Here is a 23,324-nt window from a genome sequence, read left to right as displayed (position 1 = left end):
GTTGAAGCAATTACGCTTGAACTGCTTTTTTATTTTATCGTAATTCTATGAGTTTATTGGCGAAGTTCCATCTTATTTTTCCCTACTCAAAAATTGATTTTCTCACCATATCAATTGAATAGCGTATTTAATTCTATGTGTCGGTTACACTTATTGAAGTTTTTCCAAGGGTTCTCTATTTTTCCCAAACGCTGAAATATATTGTTTAAATGATAAGATTGTGGATTTAACGAAGGGTCATTTAATTCGTCCCACGTAAGTGGAGTTGCTATAGGAGCTCCTTTTTTAGCACGTAAAGAATAGGGGGCAATTGCCGTCATGGCATAATCATTGCGCAGAAAATCAATGAATACTTTATTTCCTCGTTGGTCTTTTCTTTGTTCTAAAGTGGTGATTTGATGGGTTTGTTGATGCAACTTTTCAGCTATTTTTCTTGAAATTTCTTTAATTTGGACAAACTTACAATCCGCTTTAATTGGCAGATGAATATGTAGACCACGAGATCCAGATGTTTTAACAAAGGTCGTGATTGCAAATTCATCTAACATCTTTTTTAAGGCAAAAGCTGTTGTACGAATTTTTTCAAAATCATTATCTTGAGGATCCAAATCGAAAATCAGTTGATCGGGTTTTTCAATGGAAGACATTGTTGACAGTGGGGTATGCAATTCAAGAACATTTTGTCCTGCCAGATAAACCAAAGCTTTTTTAGAGCGAATGCCTGCCATCTTCATTTCAGAATTATTTTGTAGCATTGGCACAGTCAATTCTTCAATGAAATCTGGAAAATATGCCGGTCGATGCTTGTTATAAAAACCACTCTCATTAATTCCATTAGGATATCGTTTAAACGATATCGGTCTATTTTGTACAAAAGGGAGAAGATGCTCTGCAATTTTATAAAAATATTCAACGACGTCTTTTTTTGAAATCTGATCATCTGGATAAAGCAATTTATCTGCATGAGATATATCAACACCGGCGATTTTCATAGCGACTTACTCCAAGATGTTTCCTATATAAATTTATTAATCAATTGATTAAATTTCAATAAAATAAAATTCCATGCAAGATCGTTCTGAGAGTGGATAGAAAAGGCTTTTTTAGTTCTTTACAAGAGGATACAATGCTCTAAGGTTAGAAATAGTTAGAAAAAGATTCAGAAAAATTCTGGAAAAACTTCAGAAAAAATTATTGAAATAGGGGTCATTGGGTGATCATTTTTCGTTATTTAGCTAAAGAAGTGTTCCTCACTCTCATTGCGCTCACCTCCATACTGGTATTAATTTTTCTGAGTAATCAGCTTATTCAATACCTCAATCGAGCTGCTTCTGGAAATATCCCGGGTGTCATTATTATGAAGCTAATGATGCTTGAATTGCCCACGTTACTGAGTTTACTTGTTCCATTAGGTTTTTATACAGCCATGTTGCTTGCATATGGCCGTTTGTATGCTGAAAGTGAGATGACCGTATTGCGTGCTTGTGGTTATGGTCCCAATCAATTATTAAAACACAGCTTTATCATGGCGACTGTTGTCGCCATTATTGTCGCGGTGATCATGATTTGGGGGAGCCCTTTAATTTATATTGAACGCGCTAAATTGTTGCGAACCACAGGGATAAAAACTTTAGTGCAAACAATTATGCCTGGACGTTTTCATGCGATTAATGAAGGGCAAGAAGTGTTTTATGTTCAATCCATGAGCCGTGATCATACCAAGGCGGAACAGGTATTTTTAGCAAAACGGAGTACCGTCAATGAGCAAATTCGTTGGGATGTATTATGGGCGGATCAAGCTTTTGCTGAAACTGATGCGAAAACAGGAGAAGACTACATCATTTTGCAAAATGGTAAAGAATACCAGGGAGTTCCTGGGCATGCGGATTATCAAGTTGCAGAGTTTGGCCAATATAAAGCACGATTACCGCATCCTGTCATAAAGATATCGGAAGATTTACGCACAATGAGTACTGCCAGTTTATTACCCCTTATTAATGACGACCCCGCCAAAGCTGCTGAATTACAATGGCGTTTATCGGTACCTCTTATGGTATTTACTTTGACTTTAATCGCGGTTCCTTTGAGTCGTATTAACCCACGCTCAGGAAAATATGCTAAGTTATTACCCGCAATTATTATTTACATTTTATACGCTAATTTATTGTTTATTGCGCGTGATGCAGTGGTTTCTGGAAAAATCCCACAATGGATCGGTTTATGGTGGGTACATCTTGTAGTGGTGGCTTTTGGATTATTTTTAATCAAACGTAATCAGGCGAAATTGGCATGAAGATATTAGATCGCTATATTGCGAAAACTGTTCTCGGCTCTATTGGTCTTGTCACGCTCATGCTAGTAGGATTACAAGTTTTTATTTTATTTGTCGATCAACTTAATGATTTAGGTCGGGTGGATTATGGAATTGGCCAGGCAGCCTTTTTTGTCTTATTACAAATGCCCTATCAAGTCTATTTATTTTTCCCTATGGCAAGCCTTCTTGGCTGCTTGATTGGTCTTGGGATTTTGGCTAACCATAGTGAGTTGGTGGTTATGCGTTCTTCAGGAATGTCTATAGGACAGATCACGTGGGCGGTTTTAAAAGCATCTATGGTGCTCATTGTGTTAGTTACTGCCTTAGGAGAAACGATAATTCCATACTTATCACATTATGCTAATGACTATAAGACGGCGGCAGTCAGTGGCGGACAAACATTAAGAACTTCAAAGGGATCTTGGTTGCGTTATGGCCATGATTTTATTTCGGTGGGAACCATACTCCCTAACAATATTTTAAGTAATATTTATCAATTTCGCTTTGATGAGCATCATCATTTAAAAATGTCTCGTTTTATTAGCGAAGCGCGCTATACCTCAACAGGTTGGGTTGCGTATAAAGTGCAGCAAACAGATTTTGCAGCGGATAAAACCAAAGTCCAAACTTTTGATACTCTTCCCTGGGATGTTTCTGTAAAACCCAAAATTTTGACAATTAGCAGTATTGAACCAGATGAAATGACTTTACGAGAATTAAATCGTTACATACGGGAACAAAAACGTAATCATCAAAATGTGCATACTTATCAGTTTGCTTTTTTACAACGAATTATCCAACCGTTTACCACCATAGTCATGATGATTCTCTCCATCCCCTTTATTTTTGGTCCTTTGCGTTCAACGACTATGGGAGCGAAGCTATTGGTTGGCGCTGCAGTGGGATTTAGTTTTCATATTTTTAGCCGTTTTTTTGGTCCGCTTAGCACTGTTTTTCAATTACCGCCTGAATTAGCTGCTTTAGGGCCCACCGTTATTTTTGCTTTATTGGGTGTGTATTTAATGAGAAGGGTTAGATAAATGGGGCGGTTTTGAGGTGCTTATTTACGATTTTGCTCCTTTTTTCTTTGTGCTAAAATATTGATCAATAAATATTAACGTTCTAATCCCATGAAAATCCAGTGTAAGTTTTGCCGCCAGCACATGGAGCCTACTGTGTGTTGGGAAAAAAGATTCGTCACTACAGATCAAGCAGTTTATTATTGCAGTTTATGCAAAAAAGAATTGTTTGTTTTAGGTGGTTTCCTTGATAAACCATTTTGGCAGCGCCCGGTATATTTATGGTTTTGTAGTTCGTTTATCATTGAACTGATTGATTATTGGGAAAAAGTGAAAAATCTTTTGCATGAGATGCATCTCGGTAAATTTTTATACCTTATCTTATCTTTAATCTTAACAATCATAGTTTATTTCTTTTTGAAATGAAGAGGTTATCGACTCACATTGTGTGATTGTAGCCTGGGTGCTGCGTAGCGGAACCCGGGATTTATATTTAAACCCCCCGAGTTCCGCCCAGGCTACAGAGCTATAAAACTACACCACTTGTCCCGCGGCCCATCCTGATGACCATGCCCATTGAAAATTATAACCACCTAACCAACCAGTGACGTCCAAGGCCTCACCAATGAAATAAAGCCCTGGGATATCTTGAGTTTCCATTGTTTTTGAGGAAATTGCATGGCAATCCACGCCACCAATAGTTACCTCGGCAGTACGATAGCCTTCTGTACCATTAGGCTTTATCTGCCAAGAATTGAGTTGTTTCGCTACAGATTCCAAATCACGATTAGAGAGTTCAGCAAGTTTCTTGTCAGCAAGCCCTGGCGCAACGAAGAGTTCAATGACTCGTTTCGGTAAGTGTATAGACAAAATTGAGTTTAATTGTTTTTGTGGTTTTTCTGAGCGTGCAGTTTTTAAATAATCTAGAAGATGGATTTCAGGCAATAAATCAATACAAATACTTTCTCCTGCGTGCCAATAAGAAGACAATTGCAAAATTGCGGGACCACTCAAACCTCGATGAGTAAATAAAGTATTTTCCCGAAATTCAATACGTGCATTTTTAACTAAACTGTCGACACCAATCCCAGATAATAAGGCTATTTTTTCCTTTTCCAAAACATCCAGAGTCAGTGGCACGAGTCCGGCACGAGTCGGCCACACTTTGATACCAAATTGTTCGGCAACCTTATAAGCAAAAGGGCTAGCTCCCATAGTGGGTATGGACAATCCACCACTGGCAATAACCAGTGATTGACAATGAACAATTCCTTGGGTGGTTTGTATTTTAAAACTTTGTGATTTTTGAATGTTCTCTATGCCGGTATTCAATTGGATTGTCACTGCCGTTGCAGCACATTCTTTAAGTAACATATCGACAATATCTTTTGATTTATTATCGCAAAATAATTGGCCTAAGGTTTTTTCATGAAAGGGAATTTTATGTTTTTTTACAAGTTCAATAAAATCCCATTGGGTATAGCGAGTTAGAGCGGATTTGAAAAAATGGGGATTATGGGAATGGTATTTTTCAGGTTCAATGTAATAATTAGTAAAATTACAACGGCCACCGCCCGACATTAAGATCTTCTTACCAACTTTATTGGCATGATCAAGCACCAAGACTTTGCGGCGGCGTTTGCCCGCCTCGATGGCGCACATTAAACCTGCGGCACCTGCACCTATAATAACGACATCAACTTCTTCCATAATCGGAGTGACTTGTAATAAATAAACGGGTGCAAGGGTACCATGCATCAAGAGTAATTCAAAGGGTGAACCTTGATCGGATTGAGATTTTTTTATACGATGATTCATTCACCCTTTCGTAAATGGATTTTATGGTTTTTTTGAGGCATCTTTTAGCAATCGTATTAGGTAGTACCCTATTACCCTTACGCATCCTGGGAAACAATGCTTTTTATTTAATGGCTGCAGTTCTTTTGGGAGGAGTGCTTGTAATCGATTTTTCGCTTAGTTTGGCGGATGCCTTTAAAAATAAAGGTATGTCGAGTGTGATGAATTTTCTACTCTCTACATTCATTGTTTTTCCATTAGTGGCTTCAATAATCGCCAGTGCTCTTGCTGTTGTCACTGCTTATCTAACCTACAATACAGTCATCAATATGCTTGAGTCATTCTGGCTTGGTTTTAAAAATGGCCTATTTTATGGTATGGATGGTTTTTGGAGTGCGTTAGCATCGCAATCTCTTTTCGATCCAATTGCATATCTAAGTGCTTTGCAGACGGGAGTAAACCCAGATGAGTTAATTGATGATGTCGATTTTGATGGGTTTCAACGAATTAGAGGTGAATTGCAAGATGTTGTTGTAGTACGCGAGGACTTGGAAGTCCCTGACTTGCAGGATAAAAATCCAAAGGCTGCTACTCAATTATTGAGTGATATTGAATATAAAAAAATCGATGAATTAATAAACAAACTTAGCCTTTCTAAAGAACCTTTACAGCCAGAGATAAAAAGACAATTAGATGCTTTAAAAACTTTGTATACCCAATATAAAGATTTGTCACAGAAATTGGAGGATGTACGTAGCGCTTTAATTGGGGGGGATAAGTCTAAAATTAAAGATGAAATGATTGCTTATAATGAGGTAGATACACCTATTTTGCTGGTTAAACAATATAACGATGCAGGGGTATGGCGTAACGTTCCTGCTGCCAGTTATGTGACAGATAAAGAAAGTTTATTACGTTGGTTAAAGCTCAACCCTAAACATACTTTACTTAAAGACCCTCTGAAAAAACCTGACGCTTACAACAAAATGGCAACCCAATATATTTGGTATGAGCTTACCAAAGATGATTGTTCTTCCCAAGAGTTAGACGAGGCTGCGGCTGAGATGCGTATTTTGGTCAACACGTTATTTCCTTTATTATCAGGGCAGCAAAAATTAAATTTAGGATTAGGGTCTTCACCACAAGCATTTTTTGCTCTAGCACCTGATGATAATCCTCACCTGCCTCAGGATGAGAGCCATTCAATCATTCCCTTGGTTAACATGGGAAATGTCTAATACAAAATGGTACATTCTTATTTCTAAGGTCCGATGCCTACTCTTTTTCTTCTTATTTTAAAACTAAGAGATCAATTTAAGCTTATACTGTACATATACAAAATGATTCCTTTAAGGACCAAGATCATGAATGAACTTGATATTTTACGATTATTTTATGATGAGATGAAAAATCGTGGGACTACTCGAGATCAAGTATTTTTAAGTATGGAGGAGGAGGCGGCGACGATGCTTTCTCAAAAATTACAACAGCCTGTATCCGTGGAGGACGTACAAAAGTTAACGGATATATGCATTGCCAATGAATGGCTAGAACGGACAACAGCTGATCCGCATTATAAATATTTATCGTTAACGGAGGCGGGGTTACAAATTATTTTAGCAAATCGATACAGTTAATTGCTCTTAAGGGTATAAACTTTAAGCAAAAGTAGGTAAAATACGTCAATTTTATTCTTTTTTGTTGTCAATATGCCAAAACGAACCGATATTAAATCCATCCTTATCCTCGGAGCAGGTCCTATTGTGATAGGACAAGCTTGTGAATTTGATTACTCTGGTACCCAGGCGGTGCGGGCTCTAAGAGAAGAAGGGTATAGGGTTATCTTAGTCAATTCCAATCCCGCAACCATCATGACCGATCCCGAACTTGCTGATGCAACTTATGTTGAGCCTGTTTCCTGGAAAGAAGTGGCGCGTATCATTGAAATTGAGCGTCCAGATGCTCTTTTACCGACTATGGGCGGACAAACCGCGCTGAATTGTGCTCTGGATCTTGTGCGCGAAGGGGTCTTAGCTAAATATAATGTTGAAATGATTGGGGCAACACGCGAGGCAATTGATCGTGCTGAAGATAGAGAAAAATTTCGGCAATTGATGATTAAAATTGGTTTGGATATGCCACGTTCAGCAATTGCTCATAGTATGGAAGAGGCAATCCAGGTGCAAGCGCGATTAGGTTACCCCGCGATTATTCGTCCTTCATTCACTATGGGGGGCAGCGGTGGCGGTATTGCGTATAACCGCGAAGAATTTGAAGAAATTTGTATGCGCGGTTTGGAATTGTCTCCAACGCATGAATTATTGATTGATGAATCAGTGTTGGGTTGGAAAGAGTATGAAATGGAGGTCGTACGCGATAAAAATGATAATTGCATTATTGTCTGCACCATCGAGAACTTTGACCCTATGGGGGTGCACACTGGCGATTCGATTACTGTGGCTCCTGCACAAACACTTACCGACAAAGAATATCAACGCATGCGTGATGCAGCGATTAAAGTGTTACGAGCGGTGGGAGTTGATACTGGAGGTTCAAACGTACAATTTGCAGTGAATCCAGAAGATGGGCGCATGCTTGTTGTGGAAATGAACCCAAGGGTGTCACGAAGTTCCGCTTTGGCGTCCAAGGCAACTGGTTTCCCTATTGCGAAGATCGCTGCAAAATTGGCTGTAGGTTACACACTTGATGAGTTAAAAAATGAAATTACCGGTGGTAAAACGCCGGCTTCATTTGAACCAAGTATTGATTATGTGGTCACCAAAGTTCCTCGATTTAATTTCGATAAATTCCCACAAACTTCCGATACGCTGACTACGCAAATGAAGTCAGTGGGGGAAGTGATGGCTATCGGCTCTAATTTTCAGGAATCATTACAAAAAGCAATTCGTGGTTTAGAAATAGGTCGTTGTGGTTTGCACCCTTTATTTCAAAAGGGTGATTTAGCGCGTTTAAGAGGACATTTACGCGAACCGACTCCAGATAGACTTTGGTACATTGCCGATGCGTTTAGAAACAATATGTCGCTTGAAGAAATTCATCAGGAAAGCCGTATCGATCCTTGGTTTTTGGCTCAAATCGAAGAATTGATCGCTCTGGAACGTTCTATAGCCGGTAAGAAATTGTCCGATGTGGATGCTGTGACCTTCCGTCTGCTGAAACGACGTGGTTTTGCTGATGCCTATTTGGCTAAAATTTTGTTGTGTACTGAAGAACAAGTACGTACTCGTCGTAAGGAGCTAGACATTGTTCCTGTTTATAAACGCATTGATTCGTGTGCTGGTGAATTCCCTAGTGATACGGCGTATATGTATTCTTGTTATGAGACCCGATGCGAAGCACGGCCAGATAAAGATAAGAAAAAGATCATGATCCTCGGCGGAGGGCCCAATCGTATTGGTCAGGGTATCGAGTTTGATTATTGCTGTGTGCATGCTGCTATGGCTCTTAGAGATGCTGGCTGTCAGACCATCATGGTTAATTGTAACCCCGAAACCGTATCTACGGATTTTGATACCTCCGATCGCCTGTACTTTGAGCCGGTGACGTTAGAGGATGTATTGGGTATTGTTGATGTAGAAAAACCAGATGGAGTCATTGTTCATTACGGTGGCCAAACCCCTTTAAAATTAGCACGTGCTTTAGAAGCAAACGGAGTTAAAATCATTGGTACGTCTCCTGATGCCATCGACAGAGCCGAAGATAGAGATCGGTTTCAAAAATTAGTCACTGAGTTGAAATTACATCAGCCCGAAAACGGTACAGTACGTAGTGAGGCAGAGGCGATTGCTTTAGCAAATAAGATTGGTTACCCATTAGTAGTTAGACCCTCCTATGTGCTTGGAGGACGAGCAATGGAAGTGGTTTATCAAGAAGATGATTTACGTCATTATCTCTCCCACGCAGTTGCTGTATCTAATGATTCACCCGTATTGTTGGATAGATTTTTAAATGATGCCATTGAAGTAGATATTGATGCGGTTTGCGATGGAAAGGAAGTACTGATAGGTGCAGTAATGGAACACATAGAGCAGGCTGGTATACATTCGGGCGATTCTGCGTGTACCTTACCCCCATTTAGTCTCAGTGTTGTGGTACAACAAGATTTAATGGAGCAAATGCGCCAAATGGCATTGAAGTTAGGCGTAGTTGGTTTGATTAATGCACAATTTGCGATTCAAGCAGATGACATTTATGTTCTAGAAGTCAATCCAAGAGCATCAAGGACAGTTCCTTTTGTTTCTAAAGCAACAGGGTTGCCTTTGGCGAAAATTGCTGCTCTTTGTAAGCTGGGTGTGAGTTTAAAAGAACAAGGCTTAAGCCAAAATCATCATATGCCATCGTTTTATTCAATTAAACTTCCAGTCTTTCCTTTTATCAAGTTCTCTGGTGTAGACTCTATTCTCGGCCCTGAAATGAAATCAACAGGTGAAGTAATGGGTATTGCCAGACGTTTTGGGCAAGCTTATGCTAAAGCCCAATTAGGAGCTGGTTGTAATATAGCCAAGCGACGACGTGCATTTGTTTCCGTTCGCGATGCAGATAAAACACGAGTAGGTGAAATTGCGAAGCGATTGATTGAATTGGGTTTTGAAATCATCGCAACGCGCGGTACTGCTTTGGCTTTGCAGGCAGCTGGTGTTGATTGTCGCAGAGTATTTAAGGTGAACGAAGGCAGACCACACGTTTTGGATTTTATAAAAAATAACGAAATAGATTTTATTGTAAATACAACCGAGGGCAAGCAAGCAATTGCTGATTCTTTTGCAATCAGACGCAATGCATTACAGCACAAGGTTAGCTATACTACGACTTTGTCAGGTGCCGAGGCTGCTTGTTTGGCTATGAAATATGAAGATAGAGAGACCGTAACTCGGCTGCAGGATTTACATTAATAAAAATTGTAGCCTGGATGAAGGAGTAAGCAGAGCCTTGAGCGATTGAAGAAAGGAAAACCTGAGTTCCTCTCTGCTGTATCTAGGTTACAATAGCCTTTAACTTAATACGTTAAGCTCTTTTCTTGTTGTTTTGGAGAAAAGGTAGGGCCTGTTTACAATCGCTAGTTTGAGTCAAAATGGCCTGATCTTCAGCATACACAAAGTATGTGAGCATCGGAGCGCAGAAAATCAGGGCAGTTTGACCAAGATAGTAGAAGTGTAAACAGGCTCTAGAATTACCAGGGAATTTTTTTTGAGGTTGATATGAGTAAACACCCCATGACAGTAGAAGGTGCAGCAGCACTAAATGAAGAATTACAACGTTTAAAGTTTGTTGATAGACCCCGCATTGTTGAAGCGATTGCTACAGCACGGGCTCATGGTGATTTGAAAGAAAATGCTGAATATCATGCTGCTCGCGAACAGCAAAGTTTTAATGAGGGACGTATTCAGGAGTTAGAGGCCAAATTATCTCACGCACAAATTATTGATATCAGTAAATTGCCCAACAATGGCAAGGTCGTTTTTGGTGCAACAGTTACTGTCAGCCATGTAACAACGGATGCTCAGGTAACGTACAAAATCGTTGGTGAAGATGAAGCTGACATTAAACAGAATAAAATCTCTTACAGTTCGCCTATGGGGCGTGCCTTAATTGGTAAAGAGTTGGATGACTCAGTCACTGTCAACACACCAGGTGGCCTGGTAGAGTACGAAATAATTGAGGTGCAGTACGTATAATTACTTTTCCGTGAACGTGCCCACAGGAACGTTCACGGAAATGAATGTACTTCACCAATCAATGATATATTTCTATACTTAAAACGTGACAAAAAGGTCTATAATTAAAGAGAGCATTTTTGAACTAATGCTTTTGAGTGCTTCGCCGTAAAAATTTATCTTAATCTTTGTCTTACTATTACAGGACGTAATAATGGGCTTTATTTCTGAATGGTTTCAAACCACTACAATTCCTGCTGATGTAATAACAGGTCATTATGATTTAAAATTAGTGATCTTATCCTATGTTATCGCCGTGTTTGCTTCTTATGTTGCTTTGAATCTTGTGGGGAGACTGCGCGCTACAAAAAATAAGCATGCACGCATCTATTGGCTTGCTGGTGGTGCTTTTGCAATGGGGGCAGGAATATGGTCAATGCATTTCATTGGTATGCTCGCTTTTATCATGCCTATGCCCATGGAATATGATTTCAGTTGGACTGCGGCCTCACTAATGACCGCCATACTTGCGTCCGCTTTAGCTTTATTTATTTTACAGAAAAAAGATTACTCTATTGTCCATCTTGCTTTGGGTGGTTTGATCGTAGGGCTTGCTATCTCCAGTATGCATTATATGGGGATGGAGGCAATGAAAGTTCATGTAACGATTCATTATTTACCGAGTTTATTCTTTCTTTCTATTCTCATTGGAATTGCTGCGGCAGAAACTGCCCTTTGGTTAGCATTACAAAGTAATTATGGTTCAAGTAAAAGGCAATTTAATCTAAAAATCATTAGCTCTTTATTAATGGGACTGGCAATTTGCGGTATGCATTATACCGGAATGTCTGCTGCAGTATTTACTCCCCATTTAACTCACGAGATGACAAGCATCAATGCGGCAGTACAACCCAGTTATTTAGCTTTTTTTATTGCGGGAATTAGTGGATTGATTTTTGCGATCGCATTAACTGCATCGGGTTATTACAAGAAAATGGTTACGGCAATTTCTAATGAGAAAGAATTCCTTAATGCAATGCTTGATAACTTAGAGGATGGCATTATCGCATGTAATGCCGATGGGCGAATTACTGTATTGAATCATACGATTCAAAAATACATTAACTCAGATAAGGCAAATAAAAACATAAATAACATATTGGATTACATTTGCCTTTATACAATGAATAATAGTCCAATTAATCCCGATGATTTCCCGCTTAAACGTGCCTTAAATGGCGAACGTGTACGCGGTGTTGAATTCATGATGCATATTAAAACAAATGGGATCCGTAATGTAATCATTGATGGGCAAAAAATTATTAACTCAGAGGGGAAAAACCTAGGTGCAGTTATTGTAATCCATGATATTACGGATTTGAAACAGACTGAAAAATTAAAAAATGAATTTGTTTCTATAGTCAGCCATGAATTACGTACGCCGCTTACGTCCATACGTGGCTCTTTAGGACTCTTAGTCAGTGGTGTCATGGGCAAATTCTCTGAAAAGGTAATGAACTTGCTAAAAATAGCAAATAATAACTGTGAACGTTTGCTGCTGCTAATTAATGATATTTTGGATATTGAAAAAATTGAAGCCGGAAAAATGGATTTTGAGTTAAAAGTAACAAACTTAAATAAAATAGTACAAGAGTCAGTTGACGTTAATAAAATGTATGCAGATAAGTTCGGAGTAATAATTGAATTTATACCCCCCGAACAAAAATATTTAGTCACTGTTGATCCAGACCGGTTAATGCAGGTTTTAGCAAATCTGGTTTCGAATGCCTGTAAGTTTTCTGATAAAAATGAGAAGGTTTCTCTGAAGATCCAACGAATTGAGTCCTCGGTGCGTGTATCCATTACCAATAAGGGTGAGGGAATATCGCCAGAATTTCAACCGAGAATTTTTCAAAAATTTTCTCAAGGAGATGCCTCAACTACCCGTGGTAAGGGAGGGACTGGCTTGGGATTAAACATTAGTAAAATGATTATCGAGAAAATGGGGGGTGTATTAAACTTTGAGAGTCAACCTAACGAGCTCACAACATTTTATTTTGACTTACCCCTAGCAGAGCAATTACTGATTAGCCAAGAAAAAAATCAAATAGTCGTCCAGGAGTTTAGAAAGAGATTACTTATTTGTGATGACGATAGTGATCAATCAAATTACATCAAATTACTTTTGGAGTCAGCAGGTTTTATTGTTGAGGTAGCGAACACTGCTGAAGCAGCACGAAAATTGTTAGCAAGCCAAGAGTATCATGCACTCTTATTGGATCTCATATTACCAGATCAAGATGGAATTTCATTTATTAGAGAACTACGTGCCGATAAAAAAACAAAGAGTTTGCCTATTATCGTGCTTTCTGTTATTGCGGAAACGGGAAGGGAATTATCAAACGGGGATGCTGTTTCAATCGTCGATTGGTTGGATAAACCAATCGATTTTAATAAGTTACTTTTTACAATCAGCAAAATACAAAAAAATAATTCTGAGAGTAAACCACACATATTACATGTTGAAGATAATAAAGATACGCAAAAAATTTTAGAGATGCTTCTAGAAAAACATGCGCGAGTTTCAACCGCGAATAATTTGCATGAAGCAAAAAAAATGCTCGAAAAAGAAAAATATAATCTGGTTATCTTAGATTTATTGCTGCCCGATGGAAATGGCGCAGACATTCTACCATTGATATCAAAATATCATGCGCCGGTACTTGTATTTTCTGATACTCAATTGAATGAAGATTATTCAAAGTATGTGAGCCAGGCATTGCTTAAGTCGAGTTCTTCAAATGACATTTTATTAAACACAATTAAAAACCTTCTTTAACGGTTTAATTTAAAGGAGATAGGGATGACTGATAAAGAATTAAAAAAGATTTTATATGCTGAAGATGAAGCAGATATAAGAGCGATTGCGCAAATTGCTTTGGAAGATATTGGTGGGTTTACAGTAAGGTATTGTGCTAATGGGAAAAAAATTCTCGAAGCCGCTGAAGTATACATTCCTGACTTGCTTTTATTGGATGTAATGATGCCTGAATTGGATGGGCCTACGACCTTACGAGAATTACGCAAGAATCCAAATTTTATAAAAATACCTGCTATTTTTATGACTGCGAAGATACAAGCTAATGAGATAGCAGATTACAAAGCAATCGGAGCAATTGATGTAATTAAAAAACCTTTTGACCCTTTAACCCTGGCGACGTCAATAAAGAATGCATGGTTGAACTATAATGGATGAGAAAATACAGGAAAAATTACACGATCTTTTTGTTCTCTATAGCAAGAATCTTCCGGAGAAAATTCATAGTATAGAGGTACAATGGCATGCGCAACTCAAACAATGGGATATGGCGGGTTTTCAAAACTTTCATCGCGATGTCCATAGTTTGTGTGGCTCAGCGGGAACCTATGGTTATACTGAATTGGGTAAGACAGCACGTCAGATGGAAATATTATTAAAGGAAATTCTAGCGAGTGGGGAACTAACACATGACGATCAAGAAAAAATTCATGTCTTTTTTGGTCAACTCAAAAGCGTATTGGCTCATGAGGCGCCTAAAAAACCGTTAGCTTTTGCAGATGAATCGATACATACAGACAATAAATTAGTGTATGTATTGGAGCAGGAAACCGAGTTAGTTAATGAACTTAGTGACAATCTGAACCAAGCAGGTTATCACGCACAACCTCTAAAAGACATCACGTCATTATTGACTTCAGTTCGAGAAAAACAACCCATTGCAATCATTATTGATACCAATTATTTGGAAAAACCGGCATTGGAACAGCTGGTTGCGATACAAGACAATCAAAAAACACCAACACAGTTATTTTGTATCGTGCCTAATGCAGACTTATTGCCGCGACTTACCGCAATTCGTGCGGGTTGTGTGGCGTATTTCCAAAAGCCCCTTGATGTATCTTATCTGGTACAGGAATTAAATATAAATTGTAGTTCGGCTCTGAACGAAGCATACCGCATTCTCATTCTCGATGATTCTAAATCATTAGCTGAATATTATTCTTTGATTTTAAAGCAAGCGGATATGATTACGCGAGCCATCACCAATCCATTAAATTTATTAAAAGAGCTTGAAACCTTTCAGCCTGATTTACTGCTAATGGATGTGTACATGCCAGAATGCTCTGGTTTGGAGCTTGCAACGCTATTGCGTAAGGATAGAAGATACACAAAAATGCCTATTATTTTCCTCTCCACAGAGGATGATAAAAATAAAAAACTAGCCGCCATTAGTTTGGGGGGCGACGACTTTCTAACCAAACCTATTTCTCCTCATGATTTAGTTTCAGCAGTTCGTTCGCGCTCCAATCGAGCGAGTATTTTAAATTACTACATGACAACAGATAGTCTGACCGGTTTATTAAACCACTCAAGTATTTTGAATCGTTTAAACATTGAAGTTGCGCGGGCAAAACAACAGAATTTATCTTTATCCTTTATCATGATCGATATTGACCATTTTAAATCGATTAATGATACCTATGGCCATCCATTCGGTGATCTTGTCATTAAAAAGCTAGCCTCTCTATTTATGGTGAGCTTGCGTAATCGAGATATTATCGGACGATATGGAGGGGAGGAGTTTGCGCTGATATTGCCGGGCGCTGATCTTGAAAGCAGTCAAAAAATTTGCAATGACTTGCGCCTTCAATTTTCTAGAAATTATTTTACTGTGAATGAGCAAAAAGTACATGTAACGATTAGTGTCGGTATTTCTTATTTTAATGGTAGCAATGATATTAACAGTATTCTAATTCAGGCGGATAAGGCTTTATATAAGGCCAAGGAAAATGGCCGCAATCAAGTAGTTGTCTTTGATGAAACGGTTATTTTGAGTTAGTTTGCGATTGTATTTTTTTGGAGCTAAGAGGCAAAATAACTGAATAAATGTGCGCTGGGCTTAACAGCCCAGCTTACACTACACAGGTTAAGGTTGAAATACGTCTTGTTGGATTCCGCCGACAACCCATTGAGGGCTATTAGAGAATTGACGAAAATGCCAAATTTCATCAAGCTGACTTATAGGCTCATCATTTTCTTTAATAGAGCCAGTAAATCGAACGCTCGCAATTAGAGAATTAGATTGTCTTGAAACATCTAGTAATTCGGCCTCTAAAGTGATGACGTCTGTTTTATTGGGTGCATCACCCCGCTCATCCAGTTGCATTTTGATTTCTGCAAATACTTCAGGTGCGGTGAATTCGCCCAAATCCTGAAGATTTTTTTGATCGTACGCCGCTTGCAAGCGATTAAATGTCACCTTGGCTTCACGCAAAAAGGTTTCTGGTACAAAGCCTGCAGGATATTCGGCAACGTCATTATCGGCATTACCAGAAGCACCCATGGAGCTGCTATTGAATGACTGGTTAAAGTTACTAAAAGGACTTTGGTTAAATGAGCGGTTTTGCCCTTGTCCTGATTGAAAACCAGGTTGCATTCTTTTGCGGAAAAAACCGACAATAAAGAAAATGGCCGCTCCTAAAATTAACCATGTTAGGATCCCGGTACCAAGACCATGTCCCATAAATAAACTGGTAAGCAAGCCGCCAATTAATAAACCACTGAGTATTCCACCCCATCTGCTTGGATTTTTTGTGCTTTGCCCCATAACACTGGATTTCTGTACTTTATTCGGGGACAGAGCACTTTGTGAGCGCTGTATACCAAAACTTCTGCCTGCACCAAAACGTTTGGCAGAGGCTTCGTTAATAAACAGTCCAAAACTTAATAATGTAATAAGCAAATAGGAAATAAACGTACGCATAGCATTGACCTTTCTTATTCAGTAGAGATTAAGAGTATATATGAATTCAAATAAATCTGCCTCTTTGTTGCTAAAATTTTAGCTATAATTAAAAAATTGGACGCTTTTAAAATGCAGGCTCATGAAAATAGGATAGCCTAAAATCCAAGGTAGCTAATTCCTACTTTATCTAAATCATAGGGAGTTGATTATGTTTGAGCATCAAAAAGATGGGGGTGAACGTTTCGTTGCTTCTGCGCACGCGCTGCAAAAAAAAATTACGAAGTCAGAAGTTTCAATTCAACTCCAGGCCTTAGTGAGTCGTATTGACGAGGAAATAATACATTGCAAGCAGCAAAAGGAAAAATATCCAAGGATGCAACTATATGCAGATAAAGTATCGGTTTTACATGCTACCAAGAGTTATCTTTGTGGCAATATCGGGTTTGATCTTTTAGAAGAATATATGAGAGTATACCCTAAGTGGGATAAAAGTCTTGAAAAATCCAATGCAAAAACACTGATTCATGAAGCAATTGCTTTTAAAAGCGTTCCGCAATAATCCGCTTCGATGCGATTAGAAATAAATGGTTAACGAGTGCGTTTTGAAGGTATTTGCTCATGCTTGAACCTTTGGTCAAGATTCAAGCATACCTCCTGTAAAGCTAGACTATAGAGTCACGCAATGTAAAGCCATTCAATATTCCTGGAGTGAAGGGATTTACTTGATTATTTGTTTTTAATAAGTAACGTCCTGAATTACTGTTAATTTCAAAGAGAATTTGCAAGTTGGAGCTGTCTTGCTCATCAACCAGAACATTTACTTTTTCTAGCAGTTTAAATAAGGCCCAGGCTCCTTGTTCTGCAAGCTCATAATGATTGCCTTCAATGGAATCCAGTGCAAGTTTTGCATTAGGTAGTGGCCAGGTAAACCGGGTTAGAGAATCACTTCCTTGATTGTCTGTTAATTTGATACTGCCAATTTGAAGTTCTAGATTAGCGACTACGGGGTCAAGGCTGATTTTTTGTAAACTAAAATCAATTTTGCTTTCTTCACCATGATCAGGGAAGAACATATTGGTAATAATATTGGCTCGTATGAGTGCATCTAATGTTTCTGTCGCGATGGGTAATACCGAATCATTGACTGCTTTAGGTTTCCATTCTGCACTGGATACATCTAAAAAGGGTTTCACAAAATTTTCAGTAAATGTGTTCAATGCACCATGAGTAGAAAAGAAATGATTAAAATCATTAATTGCTATTTCTTCTGGTTGTGATGTGTCAAAAGGATAGCGTTTGGCAATAGTGGTTTGGAATTCTCTATAAACAGTTTGTTGCCATTGTTGGTTGATATATTGACGGCTGTCTTTGATTAAAATGCTCCAGGTGTCGCTTGCTAATTGTTTTGTCCAGGTACTTAATGGCTCAGGTAATTGTCGTGCTTGGTTGTAAAGCAAACTGACTGGATCGGACGCACTATCACTGGCAAAGCGTGTTCTAATAATATTAAACGCAGTTTTACCACCATCATTTATCATAGATAAAGTTGAAATAAAGCGTTCTAAATCAACGATTTTTAGATCAAGTTCTTTAGTACTGGAATGACTCATTAAGTTTAAATCAGTAAACTGATTGGCTATAGAATGATTAAAGGGGGATGCGTTATTGGATAGATCTGCTTTAGTTTCTTGTTGAATTAAGCTGATTATTTTACTCAGCGCATGAGATTGCTCAACGTTTTTAACTATTTGTCGTCCTGCTTGATAATCCTGGTAATGTAACGGTTGCGATTTACGCATGAATGTTTGCCACCAGGTAACATAATCAAAGCAATACGCTTGAGTTATCATTTCCTGTAACTGAACTGAATCATTGCGTGCAAGTATCCAGTTTTCCTGTTGTAGGCTATGGCTAATATCAGGAATCCTTTGCATCACGTCATTAAAGCCTGCGCGGGTAAAGTAAACGGGCAGCTCGCTGGTTGCCAATACAAAACCATTAACCTCAATTTTTTGTTTTGCCGTCGGGAAAAACTCTTTGGCGATGGAGTAATAGAGATAACTGCTGGGTAATGCATTTAAATAGTTTCTGGCATCACTAATTATCTGTTGCTTCACAATGATATTTTTAGGAGGTTTACTTAACAGAAGTTTAAGCAGTGCTAATTGTTTCTTTAAAGCAGGTTCCGGTTGATTTTTCCATTGTGCGGCAAACCAATCTTGTACTTGCATTGCTGAAAAGTGTTCTGGCTGGCTAAGCATCAAGTAAATTTTCAACGCGTTATAGCGCACAATAGGTGTATTCCCTGGATTATTGATTACCTCTTCTAATTCATAAGTTAATGAAGGTAAAAACTCACCATGCAGGCGATTTTGGGCATTGTGGTGCAAGTTAGATTTTAATTGGTGTACTGTGGGCAGTGATAAGGAGTTGCTCGGAATGTTATTCATTGTTTTGGCGGCATTAGATAAATGATAAAGCGCCTGCTTTTCTTTATTTTTTTGACTCTTGAGGATATCGTAAGCCAGTAACTCTTTACTTGCTGCATCCAGGAGATGCGCTGTTTTGTAATGGTTGTAGCTTAAGAGGAGTAAACTGATACCGGCAATACTTGCAGTCGCGGCAATAATGGGTTTTTGCGAAAATCGTCTAGTCTGCGGGACCTGGCTGCAGTGTTCCTGAATAGTTCTTAATGCGCCTTCAACAAAATAAGCCCTGAAATTTGTAGCTTGAGGGAAGGTATCTTGCACGATTAAGGCGTATTCATGTTGAATTTTTTTATTTAGGCGATCAATGCTCACGCCGCCTTGCTCTGCACTGCTAAAATAAACGGAATGTAAATTAAAGAGCTTAGGAGAGATCCCTTGGATTAATGCTTGAATAGGGGCTCGTAAACTCGCCACCTGCAATGGAAACTCCCGAATTAAACTGCGTCTCATGGTTGAGCGAGCAGGGTGCATTTTATTAATTACTTGCTGACCAATTTGTTCTATAAGTTGGTTGAATTGTAATGAATAGGCTTCTATTTTTTTCTTTAGCTCATTTCTACAATCGAGTGAAAACCCTAGAGGTTTCGATAAATCCGTTGCATGGTCTGCTTGATAAAATTCGGTGAAGCCTGCGAGGGTATCCATTTTGGTAAATATTAATGCAAGATTGACGGAGTAACCTAGATTGGCTCCAAATCGTTCTAACAATTGCAGATGTGCTTTTTTATGTTCTGCAAATTGTCCTGAATCGGCAATAAGTAATTCGTTTACATCAATGCATAAAACAAGGCCAGTAATTTTTAGATGGGCGTTGCAGCGGTTTAATTGCTTCAGCGTAGCTTGTAATAAGGTTTTGCTGTTGGTCAGCCAGCTTTCGCCAAGCTCAATGATGATGCCTTTCTGGTTGAAATAAATTTTTGCATGTTGCTCGCTGAAAACGGGTATTTCTTCCATATTGCTTTGTTTTAATATGGCCGATTTACCTTGGGCGTTTCTACCGGTAATTACTACAAAAGACAGTGGATTGCTTTGTGGTTTTAATTGTGAAAGTATTTTTTTTATAGCATCACATAATGCGCGTAACGAGTTGTCCATTAGCTATCCAGAAGAGCAAGTTGGGTATGTCCAAATAAAACGGTTTTTGCTTTATTCTCCAATAAATATTGGCTAGTAAAAAAAGCAAGTGCTACTACAGCAACCGCAGAAATCAGCGTTATTATGACGGCTTTATAATTTTTTTTAACTATTTGGGGTATCGGGTTTTCATTAAATAAGCGGCGTGGTTGATTAAACCGATTTTGTTGGATTATTTGATAAAGGTCCTCAATGTAATTATCTAAAGCCTGTCGTCCATCAGCCTTGAGATGATAATGGCCTTCAAAACCTACAATCAGGAAAAAATAAACCAACTCAATAAGGTCTAGGTATTGATTTGGCCGCTCCTTAATGTAATTAAGGATTTCAAAAAAACGATGTTGCGGTTGCGCATCATCATTCGTTAGTGGGGTAAATGCTTTAAATTCAGCGCTAATTTGATAGACGCGCATGTAGTTTTTACCAATTATTTCGTCTATGGTTGCTGACATTAAATAATAGGCAATCGCAGCAAAGTCCGCAGGATATTTCGATGCATCCATTTTGCTTTGAAAAGCAAGTAATTCATGCTCAATGTTGTCTCTGATATTCTCAATAGCAGGGAGTGACGGACTAAGACAAAGCCGCTCTAATAGCGATAATAGAGGGCCTGCTGCAGCAACCAAGGCATTATTAGAAAATGGAGCAATGAATAATTTTGAGCGATAGTAACCTTGCGGGGCAAGCATGGATCCCGAATTTACAAGGTGACTGCTGACCAGTGAGGCTGGATAATGCGCAACTGTCATGGTCGTGCTCCTAATGGGTCTTGATTCAAGCATGAAATCGTAGTGCAAACACTCTAATGTAAAAAGAAGATGATACGTTATATAACGCGCAGAGTTCAAGTGATCACGCTCGATGATATGGGAATCTCTTACATGGATAATGAGCTGAATAAATAAAATGTAGGTTGGGCCTTGGCCCAACAAAAGACTATAGTATATTTGCATTTAAGGAAATGTTGGGCCAAGGCCCAACCTACAGCAAATTCAGCCCTGTTCATGCCGAACCTAGGCCACACTTTAAGACTGAGTCTGAATAATTTATTTGCATCATTCCTTAACAATAAGGTACTATTCGTGTTTGCCAGATATAGAACTAATTTGGTACTATATTTATAATATAGATAAAAAAGTAATTAAGCCGGTTTTTTGTCTCTAATTAAGACTTATTTAGTACTAGATTATTCGATTTTGAGGTGTTATGCTGCGCATCAGCAAGTTGGCCGATTATGGAACAGTTGTGATGGTTTATCTCGCCAGACACGCGCAAGAATTATGTAATGCTCGTGATATTGCATTACATACTCATCTGACTGTACCTACGGTAAGTAAAATTTTAAAACGTTTGACGAGCGCAGGTTTGTTAACTTCGGTGCGTGGAGTGACTGGAGGATATCGATTGCGACGACCTGCAACTGAGATTTCAGTGTCGCAAATAATTTTTGCATTGGAAGAACATCGTGGTTTCACAGAGTGTCGTTTACAACCTAATGAGTGTTCGTTACAAGATGTTTGTACGATTCAGGGTAATTGGCGATTGATTAGCCAAGCAATTGAAACGGCTTTGGATAGTGTCAGTTTAGCGACTCTGGCTAAACCAACGTTACAAGCACATGATGTGGAGCGAGTTCGACAATTGGCAAGTGGAGTTAATCGTGGCTAAAAGCAGTGAGCAAATTAATTCTCTGCTCGATAGAGAATATCAACATGGGTTTACAACGGACATTGAAGTAGATACTTTTGAGCCCGGGCTGGATGAAGAGGTAATTCGCCGTTTATCCGCAGTGAAGGGTGAACCAGAGTTTTTACTTGAGTGGCGTTTAAAAGCTTATAGGCATTGGTTAACCATGTCTCCTCCCCAATGGTCCAGTGTGCATTATCCACCAGTGGATTATCAGGCACTTTCTTATTATTCAGCGCCTAAAATGAAAAAAGATGCACCCAAAAGTCTGGATGAAGTGGACCCCGAATTACTAAGAACATATGAGAAATTGGGCATTCCTTTAAGGGAACAAGAAATGCTGGCAGGTGTTGCCGTAGATGCTGTGTTTGATAGCGTTTCTGTCGCTACGACATTTAAAGCCAAACTCGCTGAAAAAGGCGTCATTTTTTGTCCTATTTCTGAGGCAGTACATAAATACCCTGAATTGGTCATGCAATATTTGGGTTCAGTAGTACCTTATCGTGATAATTTTTATGCAGCTTTGAATTCTGCTGTTTTTAGTGATGGCTCTTTTGTTTACATACCCAAAGGGGTACGTTGTCCTATGGAGCTATCTACTTATTTCCGTATTAATGCGGCGTCTACAGGGCAATTCGAACGTACCTTGATTGTTGCGGATGTGGACAGTTACGTTTCTTATCTTGAAGGGTGTACCGCACCTATGCGCGATGAAAATCAATTGCATGCCGCAGTGGTCGAGCTGGTTGCTTTGGATGGGGCGCAAATTAAATATTCCACAGTCCAAAATTGGTATCCTGGTGATAAGGAAGGAAAAGGGGGTATTTATAATTTTGTGACTAAGCGTGGGGCGTGCCGTGGTAAACGGTCTAAAATCTCCTGGACGCAAATTGAAACAGGTTCGGCGATTACTTGGAAATATCCTAGTGTGATTTTACAAGGGGATGATTCCGTGGGCGAATTTTACTCTGTTGCTTTAACCAATAACTATCAACAAGCTGATACAGGCACGAAAATGGTTCATATTGGTAAAAACACGCGTTCAACCATTATTTCCAAAGGAATCAGTGCGGGACGTGCACATAATGCTTATCGTGGTTTGGTGCGTATTGCACCAACAGCGACAAATGCGCGTAATTACACTCAATGTGATTCTATGCTTATGGGTTCTGAATGTTCTGCACATACTTTTCCGTATATAGAGGTCAAAAACCCTACAGCACAAGTAGAACATGAGGCAACGACTTCAAAGATCAGCGAAGAGCAATTGTTTTATTGCCAGCAACGAGGAATTGATACAGAGGATGCTGTGTCGATGATTGTAAATGGTTTTTGTAAACAGGTATTAAAAGAATTACCTATGGAGTTTGCGGTGGAAGCAACTAAATTGCTAGGTCTGAGTTTAGAAGGGGCAGTAGGCTAAT

Annotated in this window: 17 protein-coding genes; 12 read left to right on the top strand and 5 right to left on the bottom strand. The window is 38.9% G+C overall.

All coding sequences use genetic code 11. The features are described from left to right. Positions 1-110: 110 nt before the first annotated feature. Positions 111-992 (bottom strand): non-homologous end-joining DNA ligase, encoded by an 882-nt coding sequence (gene ligD, locus BGO44_RS17720; protein ID WP_273199238.1) that lies wholly within the window; start codon positions 990-992, stop codon positions 111-113. Positions 993-1,213: 221 nt separating this feature from the next. On the opposite strand from ligD, the gene lptF reads away from it, so the two are divergent. Further along, positions 1,214-2,293, top strand: a complete 1,080-nt coding sequence (gene lptF, locus BGO44_RS17715; RefSeq protein ID WP_058510546.1) for an LPS export ABC transporter permease LptF — start codon at positions 1,214-1,216, stop codon at positions 2,291-2,293. Then, positions 2,284-3,354 (top strand): LPS export ABC transporter permease LptG, encoded by a 1,071-nt coding sequence (gene lptG, locus BGO44_RS17710; protein WP_273199343.1) that lies wholly within the window; start codon positions 2,284-2,286, stop codon positions 3,352-3,354. The genes lptF and lptG overlap by 10 nt, the downstream gene beginning before the upstream one ends. 513 nt (positions 3,355-3,867) lie before the next feature. On the opposite strand, the gene BGO44_RS17705 is transcribed toward lptG, so the two are convergent. Further along, positions 3,868-5,043 (bottom strand): BaiN/RdsA family NAD(P)/FAD-dependent oxidoreductase, encoded by a 1,176-nt coding sequence (locus BGO44_RS17705; protein ID WP_058511690.1) that lies wholly within the window; start codon positions 5,041-5,043, stop codon positions 3,868-3,870. A 131-nt stretch (positions 5,044-5,174) separates the two neighbouring features. Between BGO44_RS17705 and BGO44_RS17700 the strand changes: the two genes are divergently transcribed. The 7 genes from BGO44_RS17700 (at position 5,175) to BGO44_RS17670 (ending at position 15,685) form a co-directional block, all read left to right on the top strand. After that, entirely contained in the window at positions 5,175-6,368 is a 1,194-nt protein-coding gene (locus BGO44_RS17700) for a coiled coil protein (protein ID WP_273199235.1), read from the top strand. 126 nt (positions 6,369-6,494) lie between these two features. Next, positions 6,495-6,767: a hypothetical protein gene (locus BGO44_RS17695; RefSeq protein ID WP_058510542.1), complete on the top strand. Its 273-nt coding sequence runs from the start codon at positions 6,495-6,497 to the stop codon at positions 6,765-6,767. A 72-nt stretch (positions 6,768-6,839) separates the two neighbouring features. After that, on the top strand, positions 6,840-10,043 hold the full coding sequence (carB, locus tag BGO44_RS17690; RefSeq protein ID WP_273199233.1) for a carbamoyl-phosphate synthase large subunit: 3,204 nt from the start codon (positions 6,840-6,842) through the stop codon (positions 10,041-10,043). Between the two features lie 306 nt (positions 10,044-10,349). Further along, positions 10,350-10,826 (top strand): transcription elongation factor GreA, encoded by a 477-nt coding sequence (gene greA / locus BGO44_RS17685; protein WP_058510540.1) that lies wholly within the window; start codon positions 10,350-10,352, stop codon positions 10,824-10,826. A 193-nt stretch (positions 10,827-11,019) separates the two neighbouring features. Then, positions 11,020-13,644, top strand: a complete 2,625-nt coding sequence (locus tag BGO44_RS17680) for an MHYT domain-containing protein (RefSeq protein ID WP_273199229.1) — start codon at positions 11,020-11,022, stop codon at positions 13,642-13,644. A 24-nt stretch (positions 13,645-13,668) separates the two neighbouring features. After that, positions 13,669-14,061, top strand: a complete 393-nt coding sequence (locus tag BGO44_RS17675) for a response regulator (RefSeq protein ID WP_273199227.1) — start codon at positions 13,669-13,671, stop codon at positions 14,059-14,061. Continuing rightward, a complete protein-coding gene (locus tag BGO44_RS17670; protein ID WP_273199224.1) occupies positions 14,054-15,685 on the top strand; it encodes a diguanylate cyclase in 1,632 nt (543 codons plus the stop codon). Before BGO44_RS17675 ends, BGO44_RS17670 begins: the two co-directional genes overlap by 8 nt. A gap of 87 nt (positions 15,686-15,772) precedes the next feature. On the opposite strand, the gene BGO44_RS17665 is transcribed toward BGO44_RS17670, so the two are convergent. Continuing rightward, positions 15,773-16,609 (bottom strand): Tim44 domain-containing protein, encoded by an 837-nt coding sequence (locus BGO44_RS17665; protein ID WP_273199222.1) that lies wholly within the window; start codon positions 16,607-16,609, stop codon positions 15,773-15,775. 190 nt (positions 16,610-16,799) lie between these two features. Here BGO44_RS17665 and BGO44_RS17660 point away from each other — a divergent pair, with 190 nt between their 5' ends. Further along, complete coding sequence (locus BGO44_RS17660; protein ID WP_273199221.1) at positions 16,800-17,150, top strand: hypothetical protein; 351 nt, start codon at positions 16,800-16,802, stop codon at positions 17,148-17,150. 103 nt (positions 17,151-17,253) lie between these two features. On the opposite strand, the gene icmF is transcribed toward BGO44_RS17660, so the two are convergent. Next, on the bottom strand, positions 17,254-20,175 hold the full coding sequence (gene icmF, locus BGO44_RS17655; protein ID WP_273199219.1) for a type IVB secretion system protein IcmF: 2,922 nt from the start codon (positions 20,173-20,175) through the stop codon (positions 17,254-17,256). Further along, positions 20,175-20,963 (bottom strand): type IVB secretion system protein IcmH/DotU, encoded by a 789-nt coding sequence (icmH, locus tag BGO44_RS17650; protein WP_058510533.1) that lies wholly within the window; start codon positions 20,961-20,963, stop codon positions 20,175-20,177. Before icmH ends, icmF begins: the two co-directional genes overlap by 1 nt. Positions 20,964-21,420: 457 nt before the next feature. Here icmH and BGO44_RS17645 point away from each other — a divergent pair, with 457 nt between their 5' ends. Next, entirely contained in the window at positions 21,421-21,882 is a 462-nt protein-coding gene (locus BGO44_RS17645; RefSeq protein WP_058510532.1) for an SUF system Fe-S cluster assembly regulator, read from the top strand. Beyond that, positions 21,875-23,323, top strand: a complete 1,449-nt coding sequence (gene sufB / locus BGO44_RS17640; RefSeq protein ID WP_058510531.1) for a Fe-S cluster assembly protein SufB — start codon at positions 21,875-21,877, stop codon at positions 23,321-23,323. The genes BGO44_RS17645 and sufB overlap by 8 nt, the downstream gene beginning before the upstream one ends. Position 23,324: the final 1 nt, after the last annotated feature.

The sequence above is a fragment of the Legionella sp. 39-23 genome, assembly GCF_001897665.1.
In the GTDB taxonomy this organism is placed as follows: Bacteria; Pseudomonadota; Gammaproteobacteria; order Legionellales; family Legionellaceae; genus Legionella; species Legionella steelei.
Note: the sequence above shows the minus strand (reverse complement) of the source record. Positions and strands in the feature narration are given on the sequence as shown.

Coding starts and splice junctions, on each gene's coding strand:
- BGO44_RS17665 (WP_273199222.1), bottom strand. CDS start 16,609: ATGCGTACGTTTATTTCCTATTTGCTTATTACATTATTAAGTTTTGGA.
- BGO44_RS17700 (WP_273199235.1), top strand. CDS start 5,175: ATGGTTTTTTTGAGGCATCTTTTAGCAATCGTATTAGGTAGTACCCTA.
- BGO44_RS17680 (WP_273199229.1), top strand. CDS start 11,020: ATGGGCTTTATTTCTGAATGGTTTCAAACCACTACAATTCCTGCTGAT.
- greA (WP_058510540.1), top strand. CDS start 10,350: ATGAGTAAACACCCCATGACAGTAGAAGGTGCAGCAGCACTAAATGAA.
- BGO44_RS17705 (WP_058511690.1), bottom strand. CDS start 5,043: ATGGAAGAAGTTGATGTCGTTATTATAGGTGCAGGTGCCGCAGGTTTA.
- BGO44_RS17675 (WP_273199227.1), top strand. CDS start 13,669: ATGACTGATAAAGAATTAAAAAAGATTTTATATGCTGAAGATGAAGCA.
- icmF (WP_273199219.1), bottom strand. CDS start 20,175: ATGGACAACTCGTTACGCGCATTATGTGATGCTATAAAAAAAATACTT.
- BGO44_RS17645 (WP_058510532.1), top strand. CDS start 21,421: ATGCTGCGCATCAGCAAGTTGGCCGATTATGGAACAGTTGTGATGGTT.
- icmH (WP_058510533.1), bottom strand. CDS start 20,963: ATGACAGTTGCGCATTATCCAGCCTCACTGGTCAGCAGTCACCTTGTA.
- BGO44_RS17660 (WP_273199221.1), top strand. CDS start 16,800: ATGTTTGAGCATCAAAAAGATGGGGGTGAACGTTTCGTTGCTTCTGCG.
- BGO44_RS17670 (WP_273199224.1), top strand. CDS start 14,054: ATGGATGAGAAAATACAGGAAAAATTACACGATCTTTTTGTTCTCTAT.
- carB (WP_273199233.1), top strand. CDS start 6,840: ATGCCAAAACGAACCGATATTAAATCCATCCTTATCCTCGGAGCAGGT.
- ligD (WP_273199238.1), bottom strand. CDS start 992: ATGAAAATCGCCGGTGTTGATATATCTCATGCAGATAAATTGCTTTAT.
- BGO44_RS17695 (WP_058510542.1), top strand. CDS start 6,495: ATGAATGAACTTGATATTTTACGATTATTTTATGATGAGATGAAAAAT.